Origin of the sequence: Nocardia aurea (genome assembly GCF_003123685.1) — a bacterium.
Taxonomy (GTDB): Bacteria; Actinomycetota; Actinomycetes; order Mycobacteriales; family Mycobacteriaceae; genus Nocardia; species Nocardia aurea.
The window spans coordinates 38,639-64,551 of record NZ_QCYJ01000175.1 but is presented as its reverse complement, the minus strand read 5'-3'; the positions used below and the strand labels follow the sequence as shown (position 1 = coordinate 64,551).

The following is a 25,913-nucleotide window of genomic DNA, read 5'->3' as shown; positions in this document are numbered from 1 at the left end:
CCGGTGATGACCGATAGCGCTGCGGCGCACGCGTTGTCGATCGAACGTAGTTGCGCGGTGACGGCGGTGGCGTTCTCCGAACGCCGCCGCGAGGGTGTTCGCCTGATGACGGGGGAACGCCGTGGTTTCGGGTTGAACGCGACGCGACGCGTCGTGCACGTCCCGTATCCGCCGATCGGCCCCGGCTGGACCCGCACGACGCTGAGCTGCGGGGTGGCGTTGCAGTGCGCGCCGTCCAAGGACCGGATCGCCCGCTACGCCCTGCACGAGCTGTCACCGCGACAACTCGGCGCGCTGTCCCTGGTCGAGGGCGCGGTGGCCGCGGGCTGGATCGGCGACCGATTCCCCGGGCTGGTCCCGGAGTTACGCCGGATACTGCCCGATCTCGAGATCGCCGACCACGACCTCGACGGTGACGAAATACTCGACCGTGCCATGGATCTCGCGCGTTCACGGCGGCCGTTGACCGGACATCCACTGCTGGGGAATCTGCCGTTGGCCGCACCCGCGCGCGGTGCGCTCGCCGCGGCCGCGCGGCGGGTATACGGCCGGATGCCGTGGACCTCCTCGCGCAGCGATTCCTACCGCGTGATGTCGGTACCGGTCGGCGGTGACGGTGGCGCCCGCAATGCCAACCTGCCGCCGCCGAGCCGACCCGAGAACGAGGACATCGAGATCCGGGCCGATCAGCGGGCCGGGGTTCCGTACCCGGAGTGGAATCAGTGGACCGATTCCTTCCTGCGCGACCACGTCGCGGTACTCGAACGCAAGCACCCGACCCGGTCGCGACCGGTCGGCGCGGTATCCCCCGACGTGCGGCGCTGGTTCGAACAGCACACCCACCGCGCGATGCGCACCGGCCTGGACGACGGCAGCGATCTCGACATCGACCGCTACGTGCGCCACCACGTCGACCTGATGGCGGCGCGGGCGAGCGAACCGCGGGTCTTCCGCGACCTGCTGCCCAGCTCACGTGACGTGGCCACCGCGCTACTGCTCGACGGCAGCTCCTCGCTCGGCGTGCACGGCGGCCGGATCTTCCGTCTGGAACTCGAATGCGCCGACGCGCTGTCCCGCGCGATGACCGCGGCTCGCGAACGGCACGGCATCTTCGTGTTCACCGGCAACACCCGCCACCGCGTCGAGGTCGACTGCCTCAAGGATTTCCACGACACCCATTTCGTCGATCCGAGCAGTCTGGGATTGCGGACCGGCGGCTACACCCGTCTCGGCGCGCCACTGCGGCACCTGACCCGTCGGCTGCTCGAACAACCCAGCGAACGCAGGCAGATCATCGTCATCGGCGACGGCCTCATGTCCGACGAGGGGTACGAGGGCCGCTACGCGTGGGCCGATGTCGCCCACGCCGTCACCGAGGCCGACGAAGCAGGCGTGTCCATCTACTACCTCGGCGTCGGCCCCACCCGCGTCGATCCCCTGCCCGAGGTTTTCGGCCCCCGCCGCTCCCGACGCATCCGGCGCGCCGAAGAGCTTCCCCGCGTACTCGCCCATATCCACCGGGAGTTGGTTACTCGATGACGAACGATCTCTACTACGCCAACGGCACCGAGGTGCAACTGTTCGAATGGGCCTTCCAGCAACAGATGCCGGTGATGCTCACCGGTCCGACCGGATGCGGTAAGACGCGTTTCGTCGAACACATGGGGCAACTGCTCGGCCGACCCGTGGTCACCATCAGCTGCCACGACGATCTCACCAGTTCCGATCTCGTCGGCCGATTCCTCGTCTCGGGCGGCGATGTCGTCTGGAACGACGGTCCCCTGACCAGGGCCGTGAAATCCGGCGCGCTCTGCTATCTGGACGAAGTCGTCGAAGCCCGTCACGACTCGCTGGCCATCCTGCATTCGCTCACCGACCACCGGCGCACGCTGTTCCTCGACCGCGCCGACGAAGTCGTCACCGCGCCGGAGCCGTTCATGCTCGTGTGCTCCTACAACCCCGCCTACCGCAGTTCGCTCAAGGAGTTGAAACCCTCGTTCCGGCAGCGGTTCGTCACCATCGCGATGAACTACCTGCCCCCGGAACGCGAAGCCGACGTCCTCGTCGCCGAGGCCGCGGTCGACCGCGCGGTCGCACAACGACTCGTGAACTGCGCCACCACCATTCGTAACGCCGATGAGGTATTCCACTTCGAACCGCCCTCGACGCGGGTGCTGGTCGCCGCGGCGCGGCTCATCGCCGCCGGAGCGAGCGAACTCGAAGCGGCCCACGCCTGCATCCTGGCGCCGCTCAGCAGCGACGGCGCCATCACCGAAGGTCTGCGAGAGATCGCGGCGGCGAATCTGCTCGCCACCGACGGCTCGCACGTGCAGTCACCGTAGGAGGACAACTGCCATGAACGAACAAGACCGCAAACGAAAGCGCGCGCTGATCGTCTTCCAGATCGTCATGTACGGCTTTCTCCTGACGATGTTCCTCATCCAGATGAATATGTACATGAACCGGGATTGGTAGGAGCGGTCATGAATCTGCCGACCTTCACACGTCGCCGCGCGAGCGCGGATACCGCGAAAACCACCGCGACCTCCTCGGTCACCTACGACCAGCACCACGAACAGAGCCGCGCGGCCCAGCGTCACGCCGATATCTGGCTCACCATCGGCACCGCGTTGATGGGCACCTTCGTCCTGGGGTTCATCGGATTGCCGATCTTCCTGCGCGGCGTGTGGCTGCAACGTCAGGCCCAGAAGGCCGGGCTTTCGGTGCGGCCGATCATGGTCACGCTGATCGGGTACCTGGTCGTGCTGGACGCCTTCCTCAACAGCATCGGCTGGATTCTGGATCTGGGCGCCAGCCACACACTGATCACGCGCGTGTTCTTCACCGCGTGGGGGAATTTCGTCGACAACGGCTATTTCTGGCACTACAACGAATTGTGGATCGGCGGTTCGAGCGCGCCCGGCGAGAAGGGCTGGGAAGTCACGCTCATCTTCACCGTCTTCCCGATGCGCGTTGCCGCCGCGATCGCCTTCCTCCAGATGAAGCGCTGGGGACACCAGTGGCTGACGGTCACCTGCTGGTTCGGCGTCGTCATCTGGGTGGGTTACGTGGTCAATATGACCATGTACGCCGATATCCGTTTCGACGGCACCGTACTGCCGGTGGTCGGCTGGTGGTTGTACGACATCTTCTACATCACACCGTTCCTGGCGATTCCCTATCTGCACACCGTCAACCGCGAGATCTTCTCCGACTGACTCGACGAATCCTTCACGGCTCCAGGAGAATCCCATGAGCACATCCCCCGCCTCGACCGAGAACACCGGTGAGAAAGAGCTGCCGCTCGGCACGACACCGGCCTTCGCCGGAATGCACAAATGGCTCAAGCGCGGCATATTCGTCTGCCTGTTCGCGCTCGTCGTCGAAGGCGCGTTCACCGTGCCCGCCCTCGCCCTCTGGTACGGCTGGCCGACGCTGTCGTTCACCGAGATCTGTAGCGAACTGATGAAGGTGCGCTATTCCGACGACACCGTCGAATGCGAACACCCCTATCCGGTCGACGGCCCACCGTTCGGCGGCAAACCCGAGGCGGCCGATCAGACCACGGCGCGTGACGAATGGGGTGTTCAACCCAAACCCGATTACGGCCGAATCGGATTCCGCGAACTCATCCGGATCCACGAGGAGCGGATCGCCAGGCAGGAGGCCCAGAATGCGGCACCACGGTAGGAAAGCTATTCTGCCCGAGACATTCTGAACGCCGGGGACATTTTCGAAGAAGGGTGGCCTGTGACGCCGCAAGCTCTTGTGACGGCGCTCGGGATCGGCATGGCCGTGAAGGAGGCGATCCGCGCGGGTGTCGACCGGGCCGTGCCGTTCCGGGCGAGAATTCCGATCCGTGTCGCCGAGGCCGACGAACGCTGGCTCGGCGACGCACTCGGACTGCCGCCGGGTTCGATCACCTCGATCCGGGTGCTCGACCACGACTCCGGCACGGCGTCGCGGGCGCGTATCGCCGTGAAAACCGAGGCGGACCTGCCGACGCACCTGTTCTTGAAGATGGTGCCGCGCAACTATCTACAGCATGTGCTGATGAATATCTTCCGGCTCGGCACCAAGGAGATTTTGGCCTACCGCGCGCTCGGTGACAACCCGCCGGTGCGGGTGCCGCGCTGTTACGTGGCCGAGACCGACGGGTTCCGGCGGCGCAGCATCCTGGTCCTGGAGGATCTGTCCGAGACCGCGGAATTCCGGACCGTCATCGATTCGGTGACCCGTGCCGAGGCCGAGGCCGTCGCCGACGCCATGGCCGATCTGCACGCCGGATTCTGGGGCACCGACCGTTTCGCGGGCGATCTGCTGCCGTTGGCGCGGCGTTCGGCCACCGAGATCCGCATCGGCGACATCATCCGCAGGCAATTCCTCGCCCAGATCACCGGACACACCGCGGATCTGATCCCCGAGGAGACCAAGCGGCAGTGCCGGATGTTCTACGAGCGCAGCGGTGATATCGACGCGTTCTGGGCCGCGCAGCCGCAGACCCTGATCCACGGCGACCCGCACCTGGGCAATCTGTTCTTCGAGGGCGCCGCTCCGGGTTTCCTGGATTGGCAGGTCGCGTCGGCGGGCGCGGGCATCCGCGATCTCGCGTATTTCGCGACGGCCTCGGTCGAACCCGATCTGCTGCGGACAATCGAACGTGAACTGGTCGAACGGTATACGGCCCGGCTGCGCGCCGCGGGCATCGAGGTCGACACCGAGCGCGTGTGGACCCTGTATCGGGCCGCGGTCACCGAATTCTTCCTCGCCGCGGTCTGCACGGCGGAAGCCGGTGAGCGGATGCAGCCGCTGGATGTGTCGCGGGTCGGGGTGGAACGGGCGGTCGCCGGAGTTCTGGCGCACGACAGTTTCACGGTGCTGATCGAGCTGATCGACACCGCGGAAGCCTGATACCGCAACGGGATTCGGCGGTCCGCGCCGAATCCCGTCACCGGTCAGAGGAAATCCGAGCCGCCGTCGACATTGACGTTCGCGCCGGTCATGTAGGAATTCCGGCGTGAGGCCAGGAAGGCGGCCACCGGCCCGATCTCCTCGGGCAGGCCGGCGCGCGGCAGTTGCGCGGGGTGGCCGTAGTGGGTGTCGATCGCCTCCATGAGGCGGTAGGGGTCTTCGGTGTCGATGCCGACCGAGCGCGCCCACGCGGTCAGCGCCGGGGTGACGAAGGTGCCGGGCGAGACCACGTTGACCAGGATCTCGTCCTTGGCCAGCAGTAGCGACAGATTCTTCGACACACTCGTGACCATCGCCTTGGCCGCGGTGTAGGCCACCAGCGAAACCGTCTGCCGCTGAGTCGAATGCGCCGAGAAGTTGACGATGCGGGCCCAGTCGGCACTGCGCAGCAGCGGCAGCGCGGCATTGACGCAGTGCACGATGGAGAGCACGCCGTGGTCGAGCGCCTCGCGCCACTGATCGTCGGTCAATTCCTCGACGGTGCCCTGCACATTCGGTCCGACGGTATTGATCAGCGCGTTGAGTTCACCGTTCCAGCGCAGGCGCAATCGCGCGAAGACGTCCTCGACCTGAGCGGTGTCCATGACGTCGGCGGCGAGTCCGACCGCGTCGGGACTGCCCAGACGGGCCAGCTCCTCGGCCGCCGATTCCACGTCCGCGCGCGAGCGGCCGACCACGGCGACCCGTGCGCCCTCCTGCGCCAGGCAGCGCGCGGTGGCGAGCCCCATGCCGCGACTGCCGCCGACCACCACGGTCGCCGCGCCGTCGAATCCCAGATCCATCTGTGCTCCTCTTCCGCCGTCGCTCGGCCGGGACCCGGAGCCGCGATACGGCGCCACGCCGGACCGTCTTGAATACTGTATCCCATTCGGTAAATGAGACGACAGGTATCCGCGACGTCGGGCGAGCACTCCCCCTTCCATTTTGTCATTGGGTGCCATTATGCTGGCGGTCACATCTCTACAGCCTCCGAGGAGTACCCATGAGCGACGCGCCTGCCAACGAGACGGTTGCCACCAACGACACCCTGATCGAGGCCGACGTCCTCGTCGAGGAGGTCTCGATCGACGGAATGTGCGGTGTCTACTGACCCCGCCGCACCATTCGACCCGGCCCTGCCCTACACCTTGGCGGGGTCGGTGTCGTTGCGGCCAGAACCTTTCGGCGCGCTGGTCTACGACTACGCGACCCGACGGCTTTCCTTTCTGAAGACACCCCTGCTGGTGAATGTGGTCCGCGAGCTGGAGAACCATCCCGACGCCGCGAGCACCCTGGTCGCGGTGGATGTCCCCGCCGCCGACCACGACCGGTATCTACACGCTCTCGCCGGACTGTGCGAGTCGGGCACGATCGCGCTTCGCACAGCCTCCTGAAGCGGACGGGAACATCATGAAACTTGTCGATCATTTCGAATACGGCCTCGACGCCCCCATCTGTCTGACCTGGGAGTTGACCTACGCCTGCAACCTGGCGTGCACGCACTGCCTGTCCTCGTCGGGCCGCAGGAACCCGCGCGAGCTGAGCACCGAAGAATGCAAGGCCGTGATCGACGAGCTCCAGCGCATGCAGGTGTTCTACGTCAACATCGGCGGCGGCGAACCGACGGTGCGCCAGGACTTCTGGGAACTGCTCGACTACGCGGTCGACCACGGCGTCGGCGTCAAATTCTCCACCAACGGCGTGCGCATCACCCCGGAGCGGGCCGAACAGCTCGCCGCCAGTGACTACGTCGACGTGCAGATCTCACTCGACGGCGCGACCGCCGAAGTCAACGACGCCGTGCGCGGCGCGGGTTCGTTCGCGACCGCGTGGCGGGCCATGGAGAATCTCGCCACGGCGGGTAAGACCGGCTTCAAGATCTCGGTGGTGATGACCCGCCAGAATGTCGGTCAACTCGACGAGTTCAAGGCCATCGCAGACCGTTTCGGCGCGCAACTGCGCATCACCCGGCTGCGGCCGTCCGGACGCGGCGCCGATGTCTGGCAGGATCTGCATCCCACCGCCGACCAGCAGCTGGTCATCTACAACTGGCTGATCGCCAACGGCGAGAAGGTGCTGACCGGTGATTCGTTCTTCCACCTCAACGCACTCGGCTCGACCCCGCTGCCCGGCCTGAACCTGTGCGGCGCCGGTCGCGTGGTCTGCCTCATCGACCCCGTCGGCGATGTGTACGCCTGCCCGTTCGCCATCCACGACGAGTTCCTCGCGGGCAATGTCCGCGACAAGGGCGGTTTCGAAACGGTGTGGCGCGGCTCGGAACTGTTCACCCGCCTGCGTGAACCGCAGACCGGCGGCGGCTGCACCTCGTGCTCGGCGTTCGATTCCTGCCGTGGCGGCTGCATGGCGGCGAAATTCTTCACCGGCCTGCCGCTGGACGGTCCCGATCCGGAATGCGTGCGCGGCAATGCCGAACTGGCACTGGTCGGCGCGGGCGCCAACCGGCCCCAGCCCGACAAGGACCATTCGCGCACCGGTAAGCGCCGCAGCAAGTCGGTGGCGCTCGGCCTGCCCGCGCCGTCGCGGGCGACCGCGGTGATGGTCGCGCCCGATCGCGCCTGCGACACCAGCCCGCTGGCCGGATTCGGCGGCCTCTGACGGCGTAGGGACCGGCCCGGTCAGGGCCGGATGATCAACCGGAAGCCCAGGTGCGAGGTCGAGGTCTCGACGGCCTGGGCCATCCGGGCCGCGGGCCGGTACCGCCTGCAATAGTTCGGGGCGCACAGATGTGAGCCGCCCTTGATGACGCGGCGGCCGATCCGCGGCTGTGCCCGGTCGACCTGTGCCCGGTCGACGCTGTCGGCTTCGGTGCCGCCCCTGGGATCGACGGCGACACAGCAGGCGTGCGCCTGGCCCTGGTGGGCGGTGTACCAGTCCTGGGTCCATTCCCAGACGTTGCCGACCATATCGACCAGGCCGTAGCCGTTGGGCGGGAAGGAACCCACCGGCGAGGTGCCCTCGAATCGGTCGACTCGCGTGTTGTGGTGCGGGAATTCGCCGTGCCAGGTATTGGCCATCAGGGTGTTCCCCGGCGCGAATTCGTCGCCCCACGCGAACTCCGCGCCGTCGAGTCCGCCTCGGCACGCGTACTCCCATTCGGCCTCGGTCGGCACCTCCTTGCCCGCCCACTCGGCGTAGGCCACGACGTCGTCCCAGGCGATGTGGACCACGGGATGGTCGGGCCGCTTGCGGACGGAGGTGCCCGGCCCCTGCGGATGCCGCCAATCCGCGCCGGGAACCCAGTGCCACCACTGGTACGGGAGGTCCATGCGCACCGGACGGTCCGGCTTGACGAACACCGAGGAGCCCGCGACCAACTGATCGGGATCGGCGTCGGGATAGTCGGCGGCGCTCGGGGTCCGTTCGGCGACGGTGCGGTAGCGCGTGCGGGAGACGAACCGGGCGAATTCGGCATTCGTCACCGGACGCGGATCGAGCCAGAATCCGCCGACCGACACCCGGTGCGTCGGCGCTTCCTCGGGATAGTGGCGGTCCGAGCCCATGGTGAAGGTACCGCTGTCGATCCACACCATCCCCCGGTGCGCGGCCGGGTCGGGAACTGTCCGAGCGCCCGGTATATCGCCCGCGGAGGTACCGCTCGGATCCGATCGAGGTGCGTCGTGCCGTAGCCCGTTCGCGACTCCACTACCCATGCGGTCCCACTCTCCACCCGTCGACGAGGATTCCGGCCTGTGCGCCCAGTGTGACCCCCGCGGCCCCGAAATCCCTCGCACGGCACGGGTGAAGCGCGGCCGTATCGCGCGCGTGTCACCCGTAGGGGGTGATGCCCGTGGTTCCACGACTGCGCCACAGTCGCATCCAGTGCCTCGGCAGCTCGAACAAGGAGTCGGTCCATGGTGGTGGAAAATCCCGCGGCGGCTACCGTCCGCGCCTCCTCGAGTTCCCCGGCAGCGACTCCGGGCGGTGACCCGCTGCCCAGCTGGCGGGAGGGTGCGGCCAAACGCGCCGTGCTCGATTTCGTGGAGCGGGTGGCGGCCGAGGCGGTGCCGCCCGAGGATCGGGTCGCCGTCTTCGACAACGACGGCACGCTGTGGTGTGAGAAGCCGATGCCGATCCAGCTCGACTTCATCCTGCGTCGGCTGGTCGCGATGTGCGAGAAGGTGCCCGCCCTTCGGACTCGCCAGCCCTGGCAGGCGGCCTACACGCGCGACTACGACTGGCTCAACGACGTGATCACCAAGCACTATCGCGGCGACGACAGCGAGGTCGCGGTGCTGGCCTCCGGAATGCTCACGGCGTTCGCCGGAGTCACGGTGGAGGAATTCGAGGCCCAGGCCGATCGGTTCCTGCGCACCACCGAGCACCCGACTCTCGCCCGCCCGTACACCGCGTGCGCCTACGCGCCGATGGTCGAACTACTCGGCATGCTCGAAGCCACCGGATTCGCCAACTACATCGCCTCCGGCGGTGGTCGCGATTTCATGCGGCCGATCAGCCAGGAGATGTACGGCATCCCCCGTGAGCGGGTCATCGGCAGCAGTGTCTCGCTGGCATGGAAGGACAGTACGGTCGTCCACACCGCGGAATTGGATTTCCTCGACGACGGTCCGGAGAAACCCGTGCGCATCTGGAGCCGAGTCGGCCGACGCCCCCTGCTCGCCGTGGGAAATACCAACGGGGATATCCCGATGCTGCGATTCACCGAGCGCGACGGTGTTCCGTCGCTGCGGATGCTGGTGCTCCACGACGACCCCGACCGCGAGTTCGACTACGAGACGGGTTCCGAGCAGGCACTCGAAGCAGCCGACGCCGAGGGCTGGACGGTGGTCAGCATGAAGGACGACTGGTCGACCGTGTTCGAGGCCCGGTAGCGGACAACTCCCGGTTTCGAAACCCGAAAGTTGTTCTCACCCATCGTGGGTGAGGCGAGCCGGAAGGTGGGCGCTTACGTTCGATCGGGGGGCGAACCGTCGGGGGGCCGTCCATCAATGAGGAGAACGCCAATGGCAGTTCCTTTCCGCGGTGTGGTCAACCTCGATATCCGTGATTCGATCCCGGACTGGGGCCCCTACGAGCAGCCCAAGGCCGCGCCGGGATCGCCGAATATCGTCTACATCGTGCTCGACGACGTCGGCTTCGGCGCGATGAGCTGCTACGGCGGCCCGATCGAGACGCCGAATATCGACCGGATCGCCGCCAACGGATTGCGCTACAGCCAGTGGCACACCACCGCGCTGTGCTCGCCGACCCGTTCCTGTCTGCTCACCGGCCGCAACCACACCACCAACGGCATGGCCTGCATCAGTGAGGCCGCGGTCGGATTCCCCGGCGGCAACGGCCACATTCCCCCGGAATGCGCCACTCTCGCCGAGATCCTGGTCGACCAGGGCTTCAGTACCGCGATGGTCGGCAAATGGCATCTGTGCGCCGAAGACGAGATGAATCTGGCGTCCACCAAACGCAATTGGCCGGTCGGTCGCGGTTTCGAGCGCTTCTACGGATTCCTCGGCGCGGAGACCAACCAGTGGTATCCGGATCTGGTGCACGACAACCATCCCGTCGAACAGCCGTCGACGCCGGAGCAGGGCTACCACCTCAGCGTCGACATCACCGACCGGGCCATCGAGTACATCGATGACGTCAAGTCCATCGCCCCGGACCGTCCGGTATTCCTCTACTACGCACCCGGTTGCGCGCACGCGCCCCATCACGCGCCGCGCGAGTGGATCGAGCGCTACCGGGGACGGTTCGACGCGGGCTACGAGGTGATGCGCGCGGAGATCCTGGAACGGCAGAAGCAGATGGGCCTGGTCCCGATGAACACCGAACTGCCGCCGCTGAATCCGATCGGCACCCCCGACACCCGGAGCGGACCGGATGGTCAGCCGTTCCCGCCGCTGGACTACACCCGCCCGTGGGACAGCCTCAACGACGACGAGAAGCGACTGTTCGCCCGGATGGCCGAGGTGTACGCCGGATTCCTCTCGCACTGCGACGATCAGATCGGGCGACTGCTCGACTATCTGGAGAGTACCGAGCAACTCGACAACACCATGATCGTCGTGGTCTCGGACAACGGAGCCAGCGGCGAAGGCGGTTCGGACGGCTCGGTCAACGAGAACAAGATCGCGAACAGCGTCCCGGACGACCTGGCCGAGAACATGGCCGCACTGGATCTGCTCGGCAGCCCGATGACCTACAACCACTACCCCAACGGCTGGGCGGTGGCGTTCAACGCCCCGTTCAAGATGTGGAAGCGGTACTCGTTCAACGGCGGCACCTGCGACCCGTGCGTCATCTCCTGGCCCGACGGGATCAACGCCCACGGCGAGATCCGCGACCAGTACCACCACGCCGTCGATCTGGTGCCGACCATGCTGGACTGCCTCGGCATCGAACTGCCCGACATGGTCAAGGGCCACACCCAGGTGCCGTTGCAGGGGGTGAGCATGCGTTACAGCTTCGACGCCGCGAATATCCCGACCGCCAAGCACACGCAGTTCTACTCGATGCTCGGCGGACGCGGGATCTGGCACGACGGCTGGAAAGCCGTCACCACCCACCCCACGCTCAGCGGCTGGAGTCACTTCCCCGACGACACCTGGGAGCTGTACCACACCGAGGTGGACCGCTCGGAGATGCACGATCTCGCCGCCGTGGAACCGGGCAGACTCGCCGAACTGATCGGATTGTGGTTCTACGAGGCGGGCGTGAACCAGGCGTTCCCGCTCGACGACCGTTCGGCCGTCGAGATCCTCACCACCACCCGCCCCCAGCTCGCGCCACCGCGCAACCGCTACGTGTACCGCCCCGGCGGCGCCGAGGTGCCGGAGTCGGTCGCGGTCAACATCCGTAACCGCTCCTACTCGATCGGGGCGCTGGTCGACCTGCCCGGTCCGGGCGCGTCCGGCGTGCTGTTCTCCCAGGGCGGCCGATTCGGCGGGCACGCGTTGTACGTGAAGAACAATCGTCTGCACTACGTCTACAACTTCCTCGGCAGCGAGGAACAGCGGATCAGCGCGACCGAGGACCTGCCGACCGGCCGCGACCTGATCCTGGCCGCGTCCTTCGACAAGGACGGCGAGGATCCGCCCGGCACCGCCCAGGGGACGATCACCCTCTACTACGGTGATCGCCAGGTCGGTGCGGGCCGAATCCGAACTCAGCCGGGCAAATTCAGTATCGCCGGGACGGGCCTGCACGCGGGCCGCGACAACGCCGAAGCCGTCACCGACGACTATTCGGGTGAATTCCCGTGGTCGTTCACGGGCGGGACCCTGCACCGGGTGGCCGTCGATGTCAGCGGTGAGCCCTACGTCGATCTCGAGCGCGAGGCTGTCGCCATGCTCTCGCGCGAGTAGTACGCGCATGGTCGTTGTCTCGGAGCAGCCGGGGCGTCACGCCCCGGCTGTCGAGCCGGTGAGCCGACAGTGCCCACCCGGGTGATCCGCGCGCGCCGTCCGCCCAGGTCATCGACACGCTGCTGGCGATCGGACTCGGACTCCTCGGCGCGGTGGCGCTGATCTTCTCCGTGCTGTTCCTGGTCGTCCAGTGGGTGAGCACCACGTTCTCGCCGCGGTTGATGCTGTTCCGCGACGACCCGATCGTCTGGCGCACCTTCGGTTTCGCCGTCGGACTCGTCGTGTTCTGCGTCACGGCCGCCCTGAGCATCGGCAAGCGCGCCGATGTCTCGGTGGCCGTGCCGGTACTCGCGATGTTGTTGCTGCTCGTATTGATCGCGCTGTTGCGGACATTGCAGTTGCGCGCCTTCTCCGCCATTCAGCTGGCGCCCGCGCTCGGCTCGATCGCCGCGCGCGGGCGCGAGGTGCTCGGCGCCCTCTACACACGTGACCGCACCGAGCTCGCGACGACTCCACTGCCGCCGCCGAGCACCACCGTCGGCTGGCCCCATCCGCCCGCGGTGTTGCAGCGGGTGCGGACCCGGCGGCTGGTCGACGCGGCCCGATCCGCCGACGTGGTCATCGTGCTTCGCGAAGCTCCGGGCGCCACACTGCATTTCGGCGATCCCGTCGCCGATGTGCACGGCGGCGCGCTTCCCGACGACGTCGTCCTGCACGGGCTGAGGCTCGGCGATGAACGCACCTTCGAACAGGATCCGCTGTTCGCGTTCCGCCTGCTCGCCGACGTCGCGTTACGCGCGTTGTCGGCGGCCGTGAACGATCCGGCGACGGCGGTGCAGACCTTCGACGGGTTGGGTGACCTGCTCGGACGGGTGGCGGCGATGCCGCACGGTCCGCTGCGCCTGACCGACCGGGACGGCGTGCCACGACTCGTCATCCCCCGGCCCGACTGCGAGGAATTCCTCCGAACCGGCGTCGACGACATCATCTTCGCCGCCCGCTCGCCGATGGTGCTCGCGGGTCTGCGGACCATGCTGCGACGTGCGCGTGAACGTGCCGCGCCGGAGAACGCCGGACTGTTCGACGAACGCGCGGCGCTGCTGGACGGCCGGTTCGCCACCCCACCACCGGAAGCTCTGTGACAGAATCAGCGAACCAGACAACGGCGTCGAAGTAACTGTGCCAGATCAGAATTCAACCACCGGAGGGCCGCGGCCCGGACCGGTTCGAGGAAGCGGGAACACGTCTTGTTCTGGGGACTCATCACGACCGTCATCGTCATCGCACTGCTGCTGCTCGTCGCCACGGCCATGAAACCGCGCGAGCGTCACGACAGCCGCACGCGGTTCGCACCGGAAACACCCGCCGGGAGCAGGGAGAGTTCACGTCCCGCACCGGCGATGCACCACTGACCCGTTCCGGGGTCGACCGAGTCGATCGCATGCGTCCCGACGTCGTGACGCATGCGATCGAACACTCGAATCACGGTGTGGTCGAACTCGGTTCATCCATCTGACGCAAACGCTGCTCGACGAATTCCATGGTCTCGGCATGTCCGCCGCGCACCCCGAGCGATTCCTCGAGCATGAGAAACCGTGAGACACCCGACAGCGCGACGACCACGACCTCCGCGGGCCACGTCTTCTCCTGCGCGTCGTACTTCTCCATGAATTCGCGTAGCGCCGTCATCTCGGCCTCGCGGAAACGATTCGAGTACTCGGTGAGGGCGGCCCGAATCACCTTGCGATGGTTGGCCAATGCGGCGAATTCCATGGTGAGCGCGGCAGCCGCGGCCTCGGTGTTGAATTCCCACAGCGCGCGCAGCGGGTTGGGCGAGGCGAGCGCGACCGCTTGCCTCGCCAGGCCCTCCTCCGCGCGGCGGGTGAAGACTTCCAGCAGCAGATCGTCCATGGTCCGGAAGTAGTAGTAGACGAGCTGATACTTCAGGCCCGCCTTGCGAGCGACAGCGCGCGAGGTGACGGCCGCGTAGCCCTCGTCGAGCATGAGCTGCTCGGCGGCGTCCAGCAGGACCGTGCGATTCTTCGCATCGGGCGCACCGAACCTTCTCGGCGATGTCATCTCGATAACCTCCGTGACTCGTGATCACCGCTCACCGCGGTCGGTGCCGACCGCACGCGATCGAACCGATGCCGATGACCAGCATCTTCTCTTCCGATGCTAGGCGTCGGCACGGTACGACCATCGCCGAGCACCCGGAGGAAATCTAACCCAACCGTCGCGATCCGCCCTCGTCCTCACCTCCGACGCTTCCCGGATCGCGCTCGTACCCGGCTCGGCGCGCCGCGCGTTTTCCACGGGCGACCTCGGTGGCGAGCGCGTCGAGCGGCTGCGCGAAAAGCTCGATCGAGGGGATGAGGCCGCCCAACCACGTCCGGGCGACCTCGATCCCGGCGGTGTCGATCGCGTAGATCCGGCGGGTGCCCTCGGCCCGAACGGTCACGATCCCGGCCTCCCGCAGCACTTTCAGATGCTGGGAAACAGCGGGCTGGGAGATCGGCGTGTACGCGCGCACGGCGTCGGCCACCGCTCCCGCCGACATCTCGCCGCCCGCCACCAGTTCGAGGATGCCGCGGCGGACGGGATCGCCCAGCGCCTCGAAGATCTTCGCCGCCGCCGTCATCAGGACTCGGGACCGTCCTCGGGAACGGTGGTGTAGAACACGATGGTCTGCTCGGCGGCGGTATGGGCGTCCGTGGGATCGTCACCGTCGCCGATGGCCGCGTCCGCCCAGCCGCTCGCGCAGGTCCTGATGAAGGTGATGCCCTCGGGGGTGGTGTGGAATTCCGCCGCCGCCGCGTGATCGACGGCCGCGCCGGTCGACAAGTGCAGTCCGAGTCCCATCAGCGCCAGATCCCAGCCCACGCCGACGGCGCCCGGTCCGTACTGCGTCCAGAATTCCGGATCGACCTCGGCCTCGTGCACCAGTTCGAGCCGCGTGCCCTCCCCCTCGGGGCTGAGGTCGACCTCCACCCACGACACCTGCGGCCCCATTTCCCAGGTCACCGCGAACCGCTTCGGCTCCTCGCACACCTCGACGACACCGCCCGCGTTGCCTTCGAGCTGATAACTCCCGCCCACCCGCAATTCGCCGCTGACGGGCATGAACCAGCGCGGCAGCCGTTCGGCGTTGGTCAGCGCGTCCCACAGATCGGCCTGATCGGTCGGGTACGTGCGCCGCGCCACGGCGATCCGCGTCGGCGTGCCCGCGCGTGAGCCGGAGCGGACCTCGCGGGTCACCAGGCCGGCCACGGTGGCCGGATCGGTCAGCAATGTCATGACAACCTCCTTTTATAAGTTTTGACTTATATTATCAGGTGCGCTCCGCGCCGTCACCGCCCCGGCGATCCGCGCCTGGCGTGTCCGAGCGTCGACGGCCAGGATGGACGTCATGGCGACAACCCGAGAGACCGCCGAAACCCCGCCCGCACTCGGCTTCCCGCCGATCGAACCGTACGACTCGGGCCTGCTCGACGTCGGCGACGGAAACGAGATCTACTGGGAGACAAGCGGAAATCCGCGGGGCAAACCCGCCGTCGTCGTCCACGGCGGGCCGGGCAGCGGCGGCACCCGCGGATCGCGGCGGACCTTCGATCCGGACGTCTACCGGATCATCCTCTTCGATCAGCGCGGATGCGGCGAGAGTCGCCCGCATGCCTCCGGGCACGATGTCGACCTGTCGTGCAACACCACCGACCATCTACTCGCCGATATGGAACGGCTGCGCGAACATCTCGGCGTCGAGCGCTGGCTGATGTACGGCGGATCCTGGGGCGCGACACTGACACTCGCCTACGCCGAGCGGTTTCCGCGACGTGTCGACGCGATCGTGCTCGTCGCCGTCACCACGACGCGACTGGAGGAGATCGACTGGCTCTACCACGGGCTGGCCCGGCTGCTGCCCGCCGAATGGGACATCTTCCGCGACGGTGTCCCGCCCGAAGAGCGCGACGGCGACCTCGTCGTCGCCTACGACCGCCTGCTGCGACACCCCGATCCCGACGTGAGGATGCGTGCCGCGCGGCAGTGGTGCGCGTGGGAGGACGCCGTCATCGCGCACGAGAACCTGGGCTCTCCGGGCCAGTACAGCGCGAAGTCCGATACCGCGATGCTGGCCATGGTCCGGATCTGCGCGCACTATTTCGCCCATGCCGCGTGGCTCACCGAATGGCAACTGCTCCAGGAGGCGGGCGCGCTCGCCGGCATTCCCGGCGTGCTCGTCCACGGCCGACTCGACCTCGGGTCGCCGCTGACCACCGCGTGGGAGCTGGCGAAGGTGTGGCCGGACGCGAAACTCGAGATCATCGACGACGCCGGGCACACCGGAAGCGCGGCGATGGGACAGGCGATCATGCGCGCGATCGACGCGTTCGGCCGACACTGAACGTCACGGGGGCGGCAACGGCGCGCGCGGATCGATCACGATGCCGAGCGCGCGCAGGCGATGGTCGATGAGCAGCCAGGATTCCACGACGAGGGTTTCGACCAATTCCTCCTCGGTGCTGCCACGATGGGTCAGCCACCAGCGCACCGAAGCGTCGATGAGACCGAGCAGCGCCACGACCAACCGGTCCGCGGCCACGCGGTCGGCGCCGAAACGCGGGATGTAGCGGGTGGCGGCGGCCGAGATCTCGGAGGCGAAGGCGCTGCCGCCGACACTCGGATCGTCGTTGCCGCGGCGATAGTTGCGTCCGAGCAGGAATCGGTACAGGTTCGGATGCTCGTTGGCCCAGCCGACGTGCTCGGCGACCGGTGCGCGAATGATGTCGAGCGGGGTGCCGTCGATCGCGAGCGCGGCGCGGATGCGTTCGGTCAACTCCTCGTGCGCGCGCCGGGCGATGGCCAGATCCAGTTCTTCCTTGCTCGCGAAATGCCGGTAGAAGTGGGTGCGGTTGAGTCCGGCGCGATCGGCGATCTGGCCGGTGAGCGCGTTGGGCCCCTGTTCCTCGATGGCGGCGACGGCGGCATCGAGGATGGCCAGGCGGCGGTCTTCGCCGCGATTGCCCGAACGCCGCGTGACGGCGGTATCGGTCCAGCGCTGATCTGTCACACCGGTCACGCTAGCCGACCCTTCCCGCCGCTCAGAGGTATTCCTTGCCTCCCGGCGTCATATGGGACACACTGTACCCGCTAATTCTGGTTACAAATATGTACCCAGTGCTGTGCCGAGCCTGAGGAGTCTCGATGACCGCGCACCGGTCCCCGTGGATGAACGACGATCTCGACGCGCTGCGCGACCTCGCGCGGGCGTTCTTCGACAAGGAGGTCGCACCGAACGTCGACAGGTACATCCAGCAACATCACGTCGACCGGGAGCTGTGGAACAAGGCGGGCGAACTCGGCCTGCTCTGCCTGTCCATCCCGGAGGAGTACGGCGGCGGTGGCGGCACCTTCGCGCACGAGGCCGTCCTCATCGAGGAGCAGGCACGGGTCGTCGACACCGCGTGGGGTCAGAGCCTGCACAACGGCATCGTCGCGCACTACCTGCTGCACTACGGCACCGAAGAACAGAAACAGACGTGGCTGCCGAAGATGGCCAGCGGCGAAGTGGTCGGCGCGATCGCCATGACCGAGCCCGGCACCGGATCCGACCTGCAGAACGTCAAGGCCAAGGCGATCCGCGACGGCGACGAGTACGTCGTCAACGGATCGAAGACCTTCATCACCAACGGCGCGCAGGCCGATCTGATCATCGTCGTCGTCAAGACCGACACCAGCCAGGGCGCCGCCGGTATCAGCCTGGTGCTGGTCGAGGCCGACCGTCCCGGCTTCCGTCGCGGCCGCGTCCTGGACAAGATCGGGCAGAAAGGCCAGGACACCTCCGAACTGTTCTTCGAGGACGTCCGGATCCCGGTCACCAACCTGCTCGGCACCGCCGAGGGCCAGGGTTTCGTCCAGCTCATGCAGCAACTGCCGCAGGAACGGCTGATCATCGCCGTCGGTTCGGTGGCGGGGATGGAAGCCGCGTTGGAGCACACCGTGCGCTACACCAAGGAGCGCGAGGCGTTCGGCCGCAGCGTCTTCAACTTCCAGAACACCAAATTCAAACTGGCCGAGGTGGCGACCGAGGCCAGGGTGGCTCGGGTGTTCGCCGACGACTGCATCGTCAAGCACATCGCGGGCGAGCTCGACATTCCCACGGTCGCGATGGCCAAGTGGTGGACCACCGACCGCGCGCTGTCGGTGGCCAGCGAATGTCTGCAACTGCACGGTGGGTACGGCTACATGACCGAGTACCCGATCTCACGGATGTGGGTCGACAGCCGCGTACAGATGATCTACGCGGGTACCAACGAGATCATGAAGGAGATCATCGCGCGCACCCTGTGATCGACGCCCGCGACGCGCTCCGGTCTCAGTAGTGTGGCAGGAGCACCATCCCGGGCCGGCCAGGCCCGGTCCGCTCCCGTCACGGAGAGGATGCGAGATGACCGTGCTCGTCGCGGGTTCGACAGGTTTCATCGGTGGGCGGCTGTGCCCGGCGCTGGAGGAGGCCGGACATACGGTCCGCGCCATGACCAGGCATCCCGACACCTACGAGGGCGCGGGCGCGCCGGTACCCGGTGACGTCGGCGACCCGGAATCGCTGCGCGCGGCGATGGACGGAGCCGAGGCCGCCTACTACCTCGTCCATTCGCTGGCCGCGGCCGATTTCGAGCGCCGCGACGCCGAGGCGGCGCGCAATTTCGGGCGCGCCGCCGCCGAGGCGGGTATCGGGCGCATCATCTACCTGGGCGGCCTCGGCGAGGACGGTGACCAGCTGTCCGCGCATCTGCGCAGCCGCCGCGAGGTCGAAGGACTCCTCGGCGCCGCGGGCGTTCCCGTCACCACCTTGCGCGCCGGGATCATCGTCGGCCACGGCGGCATCTCCTGGGAGATCACCCGGCAACTCGTCGAACACCTGCCCGCGATGGTGACCCCGCGCTGGGTGCGAACCCGGACCCAGCCCATCGCGGTCGACGATGTGATCCGCTACCTGGTCGGCGTCCTCGACCGGGAGGAAGCGGCCGGGCGCACCTTCGACATCGGCGGACCCGATGTCCTGGAATACATCGATATGCTGCGCCGGGTCGCCCGGATCGAGGGCAGGACGCTGCTGATCGTTCCGGTTCCCCTGCTGTCGCCGCGTCTGTCGTCGGCGTGGCTGTCGCTGGTCACCGATGTCGACAACCGCACCGGACGCTCACTGGTCGACTCGATGGTCAACGAGGTGCTCGTCCGCGACACCGCCATCAGGGAACTGGTGCCCTTCGAGCCGATCGGCTACGACGACGCGGTGCTGCGCGCCCTCGCCGAGCGGGCGGGAGTACGGCCATCCTCATGAATCGCAGCGTGAGACGTCGGTGGCGCGGGATGATCGACGGACGCGACCGGTATCGGCTCGCGACCGCGGGCGTCTGGGGCGTCGGCACCGGGTTGCTCGGCGCGTCGCTGGCCTCGCGACCCGACAGTGCCGAGTTCTACGGATTCACCCTCGCCACCGCCGCCACCTTCGCCGTCGGCGGCCTCGCCGCGACACCGCCCGCAGCCGAACCGTCGAAGCGGCAACTGCTCACTCCGGTCGTCATCGGGGTCGGCGCTTTCGGCGTCTTCTACGGCTGCGCCCTGGTCGTCCGACGGATCCCGTTCCTGCGCAACGCGATCGCCGGTGTCCTCCAGTACGCCGAACGTGGTCCGGCTCCCTCGGTGCTGCTGATCACACTCGCCAACGGCGCGGCCGAGGAGATCTTCTTCCGGGGCGCCGTCTACGCCGCCGTCCCCGAGCGTCCGATCGCGGTGTCGACCCTGGTCTACATGGGCACCACCGCAGCGACCCGCAATCCCGCCCTCGTCCTCGCCGCCGCCGTGATGGGCGCCCTGTTCGGTGCGCAGCGCCGCTGGACCGGCGGGGTGCGAGCGCCGATGATCACCCATCTCACCTGGTCGACGTTGATGATCCACTACCTCCCTCCCCTGTTCGCCCCTGCCGTGAGCGCGGGAGCCGATACCGCGCGGTGAACGAGCGGCGGAGCACCGGTGGGCGCGCGACGATTCCGCGCGTTGATCGAGTGTCTTGCGGACGACAGTCCCGCTTGGCAGGATTACCCCCGCATGCCGAATACCGATCCCGCCCGTGACAGCCTCGACGGCCTGTCCGTCGGCGACGCGCTGGGAGCTCAGTTCTTCGTCCCCGGCAGCTCCGTGACCGAACTTCTCGCGGGCCGACCGCCCGCGGCTCCCTGGCCGTGGACCGACGACACCGAGATGGCCTGTTCGGTGTACGTCGAACTCCGCGAACACGACCGGATCGACCGGGACAGGCTCGCCGCCGCGTTCGCCGATCGCTGCGAGCCCTATCGCGGCTACGGCGCGGGCACGGTCGTCGTGCTGCACGAGATCCGCGACGGACGCCCGTGGGCCGAAGCGGCGGGCGCGGGCTTCGACGGGCGAGGATCCTGGGGCAACGGCGCGGCGATGCGCGTCGCGCCGCTCGGCGCTTATTTCGCGGGCGACCCGGACCGGGCGGCGGCGCAGGCCGCGCTGTCCGCCGAGGTCACCCATCGGCATCCGGAAGCGATCGTGGGCGCGATGGCGGTCGCGGTCGCGGCGAGTCACGCGGCGGCGACACGTGCCGGGGCGTGCGCGCCCGACGAATTGCTGCGGGCGGTCGAGCCGTATCTGGTCGACGGGCGGACCGCCGACGGCATCCGACGTGCCGGGAGCCTACTGGGCAGATCGGTCGCCGAAGCGGCGTATCAGCTCGGCAACGGCGCGCAGGTCAGCGCCGCGGACACGGTGCCGTTCACGCTGTGGGCGGCGGCGACCTTCCTCGACGACTATCCGGCCGCCGTACTCGCGTGCGTCGAGGCGGGCGGTGACGTGGATACGACGGCCGCGATCGTCGGCGGAATCGTCGCGGCGCGGACCGGCGTCGGGCAGCGCGGTCGACTACGCGGCGTACCGGAGCAGTGGTATTCCGCGCGTGAACCCCTGCCCCCGTGGGCCGAGTCACCGCACCGATCGCCGACGAACATCGACTGATATCGCGGGGCGCCGAAGCACCCGCACCGTCGCGGGATTCCGAACGGTCACGGGGCGGTCGATCATCCGCGTCCTGCCGTGATGGAATCCGACGGGCCCGCCCGCCGAAAAGGAGTTGCCGATGGAGACCGAACACTTCCTGCCGTTCCGCAAGAGCGCGGTGATATCGCTGTGCGCCGCGGAGTGGCCCGAGGAGGAGCGCGAGTCGTTCCTGGAATTCGCGCGTCTGCTGGCGGCCCTGGTGCACTACGGATTCCACGCGCGCGGTGACGCCGTACTCGATGCCTATCAACTGGTCGATCCGGCCGAGGACGTGCGGATGATCCGCGCGGCGACCGCGCGGGACCGGGCGGCGGCGCGGGCGGTCGTCGAACGTGAACTCGTCGCGCTCGCCGAGGCGGCCGATTTCACCCGCGTCGACGCCGCCGAGATCGACCGCGCCTTCGCCGAACACTCCCTGGTGAAGGTGCGGCTGGAAGTCGACGACGACGATATCGACACCGTGATGTTCTTCCGGCGCGGAGTGACGCAGCGCAGCGAGCAGGTGAAGTCGCTCTACGGGTTGCGGCGACGCAGCATCGAATTCACCAGCTATTCCAAGGTTCTGGTCTACATCGCCTTCACCGAGCGACCGGAGCCGGACGGGGATCGGCCCAACGGCGGCGTTCTGCTCAAGCTGTTCCAGAATGTCCCGAGAAACGACCTCGAAATGCTGTATCCGCGCGTCCGCGTGCGGATGAGACCGCTGGACAAGTTGCTGATCGGCGTGCCCGCGGTGATCTCGGGGATCATCGTGCTGGTCACCAAGTTGGTCGCCTCGCTGGGACTGCTGGTGTTGTTGCTCGCGTTCTGGGTCGGTCTGCGTGAGGAATCGGTGCGACTGGATCAGACCGCGCTCGTCACCCTCGGCGCCGGGCTGGCGGCCTTCGGCGGCTATCTGGTGCGGCAGTTCTCCAAGTTCAAGAACCGCAAGATCGAGCTGATGAAGACGCTGTCGGAACACCTCTACTTCCGCAATCTGGACAACGACGCCGGGGTGTTCCACCATCTGCTCGGTGCCGCCGAGGAATCCGAGGTGAAGGAAACCGTGCTGGCCTACCACTTCCTCCGCACCGCCGAGCGACCGCTCACCGCCGCCGAACTCGATCAGCGGATCGAGAGCTGGTTCCGGCAGCGGTGGGACACCACCTTCGATTTCGAGATCCGCGACGGCCTGAGCACACTGCGGAGGCTGGACCTGCTCGCCGAGGACGAGCACGGCGGACTCGGCGCGGTGGCGGTGTCGCAGGCGCGACAGCGGCTGGATCGGCACTGGGACGACGTGTTCGGTCCCGACCCGTCGACCGCGGCGCTATCGGACAGCGAGCGCGTACAAAGCATATGAGAATGTCGTTCTCATATCGGACATACCCGCAGCTGCCACACGATGGAATAGTCAGTACATCTTTCTCGCAATGACTCAAACCGCCGCGGCGAACACGGCCGCAGGCGCGGGCCGGCAAACATCGACGCCGAGGGACACGCGGGGTGAATGCGGTCCCAACTGCGCCGAAGCACCTTCGGGCAACCCGGAACACAGTTCTCCCCAGGCCCTGTACGTTCTGGGATCGGACTGTTATATTCTCCCCAGAGAGAATGCAGTTTCCATACTCGACGTCGCCGAGGTCGAGCGCGAATCCGAGGCGACTCTCAGGTCAGACTGCGCAGGGTGATCGTGTCCGCATTCGCGGCGCGCGTTCATCGGCACTTTCGCGTGATCCGAACCATTCGGGCACAGGTTGGCACGCCCGCACGGCATGGGAGCGACACGTCATGACCTTCTCCACGACGCACCGGCCCCACGGTCGGTCCCGCTCGGTACTGCGAATCGGCGGTCGAGCGGCATCGACACCGCTGCGCAACGCGGACCGGATCGCCGAACACGTGCTCCGATCCTTCCAAACCTCGGTGACCCCGTCCGGCCCGCTGCCCGCCGAGCAGCTGCGCGAGGACGTCACCCAGCTCACCCGGACCTGCCTCGAACTCGTCACCGAGATGCTGGACAAGCGCGAAGTACCCGGCCCCGACCAGTTGGGCGTCGTCTGCGAGGCCGCGACCCAGTGGGCACACGACGGCGTGCCGCTCAGCACCGTCCTGCGTGCCTGCCACGAAGGCGTGCGGGTCGCGTTCGGACTGGTGACCGCGCCCGCGAAGGCAGCCGACGTCGACGAACTGCTGATCGCGGGCGATCTCATGCTCGAGATGCTCAACGCGATCATCGCGGGCGCCTCCGACGCCTACGTCGCCGAACAACTCCTGGTCGCGAAGGAACAGCATTCCGCGGCCGAGACCCTGGCCTCGGCTCTGCTCAGCGGCCGGGGCAGCGCCGCGCTCTCACGCCAGGCCGGTGTGCACGTCGCCGACTCCTACCAGGTGGTGGCGCTGTCGATACCCGACGACGACGATGTGAGCATGACCGCCACGGTCGCGGCTCGTCGCCGACTCCGCCGACTCCGGGCCGCGATAGCGACGGTCTTCTCCCCCCACGCACTCGCTGTACTCAGCGCGACCGGCGGCACGCTGCTCGTCCCGCTCGGTGACGAGAACGGCCCGATATTCGAGGCCGACACCCTGGCCGAACTCTCCGAATCCGCCGAGGTCACGCTCACCGCGACCGTCGTCATCAGTGGCACCGAGCAGATACCGGAATCGGCCGATCAGGCGCACGAACTGCTGACCCTGATCCACGCAGGCCAGCGTGCGCCCGGTCTGTACCACATGTCGGATCTCGACATCGAGTTCCAACTCACCCGGGGCGGATCGGTGACCAGGCGGATCGCCACCATCCTGGATCCGCTGCGCAGCTATCCCGAACTTCTCGACACCGTGCGGGCCTACCTCGCCAACGACATGAACCGGCAACGCACCGCCCGCAGGCTCTACGTGCATCCCAATACCGTCGACCATCGGCTCCGGCGTGTCGCACAGCTGACGACGATCGATCTGGCGACCTCCACCGGAATCTGCCGGGCGGCCATCGCCCTGCTCGCCTACGACCACGGACGCAACGACCCCGGTCAGACCTGATCGACGAGTGAATCCGGATCCGGTCGAACACCACGAATCCGGACCCGCGCAGAATATCGCCGCGGATATTCGCCCGCGACTCGGTGATCGGTCACCGTTCGAACAGCGCGTCGGGTGACATACGCGCGAGATCCGTGGCCAACTGCGCGACGGTTTCTTCCGCGCACACCCGGTTGTCACCGATTCCACCGGTCGAACCGCGTTTCGCCCAACCGGTCACGTACAGTCCTTCGACGGCGCCGCCCGTTCGGGGAGAGATCACCCGTCCGCGGCGATTGAGCACCACGCCGTTCTCGTCGATGAAAACGCCGTCCATTTCCTTCATTCGGAATCCCGCCGCACCGATAACGGAACTCGACTCGAATACTCGCCCCGATGCGGTGACGATGCGGGCCATGCCCCGGTCCGAATGCCCGATATCCACGACTTCGTTTCCGAAGGAGAACGTCACCCGGACCTGTCCGGGTTTCGCCGCGATATCGTCGGGATCCGAGAGGTCCACCGAACCCAGTCCGGGCACATCCCTGAGAAAACGGCCGGAGCCGAATATGTCCACCGAAGTTCCGGCTCGATCTATGGCGAGGTCGACATTATCCAGATCCGCGATCTCGTCGAACGCGGCGGGAGTGAAAGCCACGCGATTCGACCGCGCCAGAATCACCACATCGGTCACCGCGTCGTCGACCGGATCCGCGCCGCCGCGTTCGGCGATATATCGGACGATATCCAGTGCGACATTCCCCGCGCCGACGACCAGACAGCGCGGGCCGAGCCCTTCGGGACGAATCGGAACGGGAAGACCTCGGTTGTCGGAGGAGAGAATATCGATGGCCTGGTAGAAACGGCCGGAAAGCTCAGGATCCGCCGGTCCGAACGACCGGGGCTCGGAAGCGCCGCAGGCGAGTATCACGGCATCGAAATCTCGCCGGAGATCTTCGATCGAGACGTCGACGCCGACTTCGGTCTCGTAGACGACCGAGACGCGATCGTCCTTGAACGGCACGTCGTACAACCGATCCATCTCGCGCACTCGCGGATGATGACGGGAAACCCCGCGACGCAGCAGACCGCCGGTCTCGCCGAATTTCTCGAATACGGTGACGCGAACCGAACCCGATCGCTGCAGAATCTCGCGGACCGAATACAGCGCGGCCGGGCCGGAGCCGACGACGGCGATGCTCAGGCGTCCGCCGGGGCTGCCGAGTGCCTTGCGGTCGGGATCCCTGGACGCGGGAACGCCGGACATGATCGTCCTGCCGAGGAAGAACGCCTCGTTGCGGCGGGCGTCACGCTGCTCGAGCGGCGTGAGGTCACGTGCGGGCTTGATCGCCGAAGCCGGGCACGCCTCCACGCACGCGGTGCAGTCGATGCACGACCGCGGGTCGATGAACAACGTCTCCGCGGTGTCGAACCCGACCTCGCCCGGAGCCGGATGGATGCAGTTCTGCGGGCAGACCCGCACGCACGACGCATCCTTGCAGCAGTGGCCCAGAATAACGTGGGTCAAGATCGCTCACA

At 67.3% G+C, this 25,913-nt stretch carries 26 protein-coding genes; 19 read left to right on the top strand and 7 right to left on the bottom strand.

The features are described 5' to 3' along the window. Window positions 1-6: 6 nt before the first annotated feature. From DAT37_RS42875 to DAT37_RS42855, 5 genes are all read left to right on the top strand, one after another. Window positions 7-1,539, top strand: coding sequence for a nitric oxide reductase activation protein NorD (locus DAT37_RS42875; RefSeq protein WP_109530707.1), 1,533 nt, complete (start codon window positions 7-9; stop codon window positions 1,537-1,539). Continuing rightward, window positions 1,536-2,342, top strand: coding sequence for a CbbQ/NirQ/NorQ/GpvN family protein (locus DAT37_RS42870; RefSeq protein ID WP_109530706.1), 807 nt, complete (start codon window positions 1,536-1,538; stop codon window positions 2,340-2,342). Before DAT37_RS42875 ends, DAT37_RS42870 begins: the two co-directional genes overlap by 4 nt. Window positions 2,343-2,483: 141 nt before the next feature. Next, window positions 2,484-3,218: a hypothetical protein gene (locus DAT37_RS42865; RefSeq protein ID WP_109530705.1), complete on the top strand. Its 735-nt coding sequence runs from the start codon at window positions 2,484-2,486 to the stop codon at window positions 3,216-3,218. A gap of 34 nt (window positions 3,219-3,252) precedes the next feature. Then, window positions 3,253-3,690 (top strand): hypothetical protein, encoded by a 438-nt coding sequence (locus tag DAT37_RS42860; protein ID WP_109530704.1) that lies wholly within the window; start codon window positions 3,253-3,255, stop codon window positions 3,688-3,690. 60 nt (window positions 3,691-3,750) lie between these two features. Next, window positions 3,751-4,911, top strand: coding sequence for a phosphotransferase family protein (locus tag DAT37_RS42855; protein WP_232840343.1), 1,161 nt, complete (start codon window positions 3,751-3,753; stop codon window positions 4,909-4,911). Between the two features lie 44 nt (window positions 4,912-4,955). On the opposite strand, the gene DAT37_RS42850 is transcribed toward DAT37_RS42855, so the two are convergent. Next, window positions 4,956-5,753 carry an SDR family NAD(P)-dependent oxidoreductase gene (locus tag DAT37_RS42850; RefSeq protein WP_109530703.1) on the bottom strand — a complete coding sequence of 266 codons (798 nt, stop codon included), beginning with the start codon at window positions 5,751-5,753 and terminating at the stop codon, window positions 4,956-4,958. A gap of 200 nt (window positions 5,754-5,953) precedes the next feature. Between DAT37_RS42850 and mftA the strand changes: the two genes are divergently transcribed. The 3 genes from mftA to mftC are packed head-to-tail and all read left to right on the top strand — an operon-like array spanning window position 5,954 to window position 7,566. Further along, window positions 5,954-6,061: a mycofactocin precursor MftA gene (gene mftA, locus DAT37_RS42845; protein ID WP_109530702.1), complete on the top strand. Its 108-nt coding sequence runs from the start codon at window positions 5,954-5,956 to the stop codon at window positions 6,059-6,061. Continuing rightward, window positions 6,051-6,344: a mycofactocin biosynthesis chaperone MftB gene (gene mftB, locus DAT37_RS42840; RefSeq protein WP_109530701.1), complete on the top strand. Its 294-nt coding sequence runs from the start codon at window positions 6,051-6,053 to the stop codon at window positions 6,342-6,344. Before mftA ends, mftB begins: the two co-directional genes overlap by 11 nt. A gap of 16 nt (window positions 6,345-6,360) precedes the next feature. Continuing rightward, window positions 6,361-7,566 (top strand): mycofactocin radical SAM maturase, encoded by a 1,206-nt coding sequence (gene mftC, locus DAT37_RS42835; RefSeq protein WP_109530700.1) that lies wholly within the window; start codon window positions 6,361-6,363, stop codon window positions 7,564-7,566. 20 nt (window positions 7,567-7,586) lie between these two features. Here the strand turns inward: mftC and DAT37_RS42830 are convergent, their stop codons facing one another. Continuing rightward, a complete protein-coding gene (locus DAT37_RS42830; protein WP_109530699.1) occupies window positions 7,587-8,501 on the bottom strand; it encodes a formylglycine-generating enzyme family protein in 915 nt (304 codons plus the stop codon). 321 nt (window positions 8,502-8,822) lie between these two features. Here DAT37_RS42830 and DAT37_RS42825 point away from each other — a divergent pair, with 321 nt between their 5' ends. The 4 genes from DAT37_RS42825 (at window position 8,823) to DAT37_RS44710 (ending at window position 13,702) form a co-directional block, all read left to right on the top strand. After that, window positions 8,823-9,800, top strand: a complete 978-nt coding sequence (locus tag DAT37_RS42825) for an HAD family hydrolase (protein ID WP_109530698.1) — start codon at window positions 8,823-8,825, stop codon at window positions 9,798-9,800. Between the two features lie 132 nt (window positions 9,801-9,932). Then, the gene (locus DAT37_RS42820) at window positions 9,933-12,290 is read left to right on the top strand and encodes an arylsulfatase (RefSeq protein WP_109530697.1); all 2,358 of its coding nucleotides are present in this window, start codon (window positions 9,933-9,935) and stop codon (window positions 12,288-12,290) included. Between the two features lie 110 nt (window positions 12,291-12,400). Continuing rightward, complete coding sequence (locus DAT37_RS42815) at window positions 12,401-13,432, top strand: DUF2254 family protein (protein ID WP_109530696.1); 1,032 nt, start codon at window positions 12,401-12,403, stop codon at window positions 13,430-13,432. Window positions 13,433-13,537: 105 nt separating this feature from the next. After that, window positions 13,538-13,702, top strand: coding sequence for a hypothetical protein (locus tag DAT37_RS44710; protein WP_157978998.1), 165 nt, complete (start codon window positions 13,538-13,540; stop codon window positions 13,700-13,702). Window positions 13,703-13,772: 70 nt separating this feature from the next. Here the strand turns inward: DAT37_RS44710 and DAT37_RS42810 are convergent, their stop codons facing one another. The 3 genes from DAT37_RS42810 to DAT37_RS42800 form a co-directional block, all read right to left on the bottom strand. After that, the gene (locus tag DAT37_RS42810; protein ID WP_109530695.1) at window positions 13,773-14,369 is read right to left on the bottom strand and encodes a TetR/AcrR family transcriptional regulator; all 597 of its coding nucleotides are present in this window, start codon (window positions 14,367-14,369) and stop codon (window positions 13,773-13,775) included. Window positions 14,370-14,514: 145 nt separating this feature from the next. Then, window positions 14,515-14,931, bottom strand: a complete 417-nt coding sequence (locus DAT37_RS42805) for an ArsR/SmtB family transcription factor (protein WP_109530694.1) — start codon at window positions 14,929-14,931, stop codon at window positions 14,515-14,517. Further along, window positions 14,931-15,587, bottom strand: coding sequence for an SRPBCC family protein (locus tag DAT37_RS42800; RefSeq protein WP_109530693.1), 657 nt, complete (start codon window positions 15,585-15,587; stop codon window positions 14,931-14,933). Before DAT37_RS42800 ends, DAT37_RS42805 begins: the two co-directional genes overlap by 1 nt. 112 nt (window positions 15,588-15,699) lie before the next feature. On the opposite strand from DAT37_RS42800, the gene pip reads away from it, so the two are divergent. Continuing rightward, window positions 15,700-16,692, top strand: coding sequence for a prolyl aminopeptidase (pip, locus tag DAT37_RS42795; protein WP_109530818.1), 993 nt, complete (start codon window positions 15,700-15,702; stop codon window positions 16,690-16,692). A gap of 3 nt (window positions 16,693-16,695) precedes the next feature. Here pip and DAT37_RS42790 read toward each other — a convergent pair whose 3' ends face one another. Further along, the gene (locus DAT37_RS42790; RefSeq protein WP_109530817.1) at window positions 16,696-17,358 is read right to left on the bottom strand and encodes a TetR/AcrR family transcriptional regulator; all 663 of its coding nucleotides are present in this window, start codon (window positions 17,356-17,358) and stop codon (window positions 16,696-16,698) included. Window positions 17,359-17,492: 134 nt separating this feature from the next. Between DAT37_RS42790 and DAT37_RS42785 the strand changes: the two genes are divergently transcribed. The 6 genes from DAT37_RS42785 (at window position 17,493) to DAT37_RS42760 (ending at window position 24,395) form a co-directional block, all read left to right on the top strand. Further along, window positions 17,493-18,638, top strand: a complete 1,146-nt coding sequence (locus tag DAT37_RS42785) for an acyl-CoA dehydrogenase family protein (protein WP_109530692.1) — start codon at window positions 17,493-17,495, stop codon at window positions 18,636-18,638. A gap of 97 nt (window positions 18,639-18,735) precedes the next feature. After that, entirely contained in the window at window positions 18,736-19,632 is an 897-nt protein-coding gene (locus DAT37_RS42780; RefSeq protein ID WP_109530691.1) for an NAD(P)H-binding protein, read from the top strand. A gap of 29 nt (window positions 19,633-19,661) precedes the next feature. Continuing rightward, complete coding sequence (locus tag DAT37_RS42775; protein ID WP_109530690.1) at window positions 19,662-20,306, top strand: CPBP family intramembrane glutamic endopeptidase; 645 nt, start codon at window positions 19,662-19,664, stop codon at window positions 20,304-20,306. Window positions 20,307-20,399: 93 nt separating this feature from the next. Next, on the top strand, window positions 20,400-21,329 hold the full coding sequence (locus tag DAT37_RS42770) for an ADP-ribosylglycohydrolase family protein (protein WP_109530689.1): 930 nt from the start codon (window positions 20,400-20,402) through the stop codon (window positions 21,327-21,329). 121 nt (window positions 21,330-21,450) lie between these two features. Then, window positions 21,451-22,713 (top strand): TMEM143 family protein, encoded by a 1,263-nt coding sequence (locus DAT37_RS42765; RefSeq protein WP_109530688.1) that lies wholly within the window; start codon window positions 21,451-21,453, stop codon window positions 22,711-22,713. Window positions 22,714-23,141: 428 nt separating this feature from the next. After that, complete coding sequence (locus DAT37_RS42760) at window positions 23,142-24,395, top strand: PucR family transcriptional regulator (RefSeq protein WP_109530687.1); 1,254 nt, start codon at window positions 23,142-23,144, stop codon at window positions 24,393-24,395. 91 nt (window positions 24,396-24,486) lie between these two features. On the opposite strand, the gene DAT37_RS42755 is transcribed toward DAT37_RS42760, so the two are convergent. Further along, window positions 24,487-25,902: an FAD-dependent oxidoreductase gene (locus DAT37_RS42755; protein WP_109530686.1), complete on the bottom strand. Its 1,416-nt coding sequence runs from the start codon at window positions 25,900-25,902 to the stop codon at window positions 24,487-24,489. Window positions 25,903-25,913: the final 11 nt, after the last annotated feature.

What these genes read in the sequence shown, in the direction of transcription:
- DAT37_RS42875 (WP_109530707.1), top strand. Translation starts at nt 7, where the DNA reads ATGACCGATAGCGCTGCGGCGCACGCGTTGTCGATCGAACGTAGTTGC.
- DAT37_RS42870 (WP_109530706.1), top strand. Translation starts at nt 1,536, where the DNA reads ATGACGAACGATCTCTACTACGCCAACGGCACCGAGGTGCAACTGTTC.
- DAT37_RS42865 (WP_109530705.1), top strand. Translation starts at nt 2,484, where the DNA reads ATGAATCTGCCGACCTTCACACGTCGCCGCGCGAGCGCGGATACCGCG.
- DAT37_RS42860 (WP_109530704.1), top strand. Translation starts at nt 3,253, where the DNA reads ATGAGCACATCCCCCGCCTCGACCGAGAACACCGGTGAGAAAGAGCTG.
- DAT37_RS42850 (WP_109530703.1), bottom strand. Translation starts at nt 5,753, where the DNA reads ATGGATCTGGGATTCGACGGCGCGGCGACCGTGGTGGTCGGCGGCAGT.
- mftA (WP_109530702.1), top strand. Translation starts at nt 5,954, where the DNA reads ATGAGCGACGCGCCTGCCAACGAGACGGTTGCCACCAACGACACCCTG.
- mftC (WP_109530700.1), top strand. Translation starts at nt 6,361, where the DNA reads ATGAAACTTGTCGATCATTTCGAATACGGCCTCGACGCCCCCATCTGT.
- DAT37_RS42830 (WP_109530699.1), bottom strand. Translation starts at nt 8,501, where the DNA reads ATGGTGTGGATCGACAGCGGTACCTTCACCATGGGCTCGGACCGCCAC.
- DAT37_RS42825 (WP_109530698.1), top strand. Translation starts at nt 8,823, where the DNA reads ATGGTGGTGGAAAATCCCGCGGCGGCTACCGTCCGCGCCTCCTCGAGT.
- DAT37_RS42820 (WP_109530697.1), top strand. Translation starts at nt 9,933, where the DNA reads ATGGCAGTTCCTTTCCGCGGTGTGGTCAACCTCGATATCCGTGATTCG.
- DAT37_RS42810 (WP_109530695.1), bottom strand. Translation starts at nt 14,369, where the DNA reads ATGACATCGCCGAGAAGGTTCGGTGCGCCCGATGCGAAGAATCGCACG.
- DAT37_RS42805 (WP_109530694.1), bottom strand. Translation starts at nt 14,931, where the DNA reads ATGACGGCGGCGGCGAAGATCTTCGAGGCGCTGGGCGATCCCGTCCGC.
- DAT37_RS42800 (WP_109530693.1), bottom strand. Translation starts at nt 15,587, where the DNA reads ATGACATTGCTGACCGATCCGGCCACCGTGGCCGGCCTGGTGACCCGC.
- pip (WP_109530818.1), top strand. Translation starts at nt 15,700, where the DNA reads ATGGCGACAACCCGAGAGACCGCCGAAACCCCGCCCGCACTCGGCTTC.
- DAT37_RS42785 (WP_109530692.1), top strand. Translation starts at nt 17,493, where the DNA reads ATGACCGCGCACCGGTCCCCGTGGATGAACGACGATCTCGACGCGCTG.
- DAT37_RS42780 (WP_109530691.1), top strand. Translation starts at nt 18,736, where the DNA reads ATGACCGTGCTCGTCGCGGGTTCGACAGGTTTCATCGGTGGGCGGCTG.
- DAT37_RS42775 (WP_109530690.1), top strand. Translation starts at nt 19,662, where the DNA reads ATGATCGACGGACGCGACCGGTATCGGCTCGCGACCGCGGGCGTCTGG.
- DAT37_RS42770 (WP_109530689.1), top strand. Translation starts at nt 20,400, where the DNA reads ATGCCGAATACCGATCCCGCCCGTGACAGCCTCGACGGCCTGTCCGTC.
- DAT37_RS42765 (WP_109530688.1), top strand. Translation starts at nt 21,451, where the DNA reads ATGGAGACCGAACACTTCCTGCCGTTCCGCAAGAGCGCGGTGATATCG.
- DAT37_RS42760 (WP_109530687.1), top strand. Translation starts at nt 23,142, where the DNA reads ATGACCTTCTCCACGACGCACCGGCCCCACGGTCGGTCCCGCTCGGTA.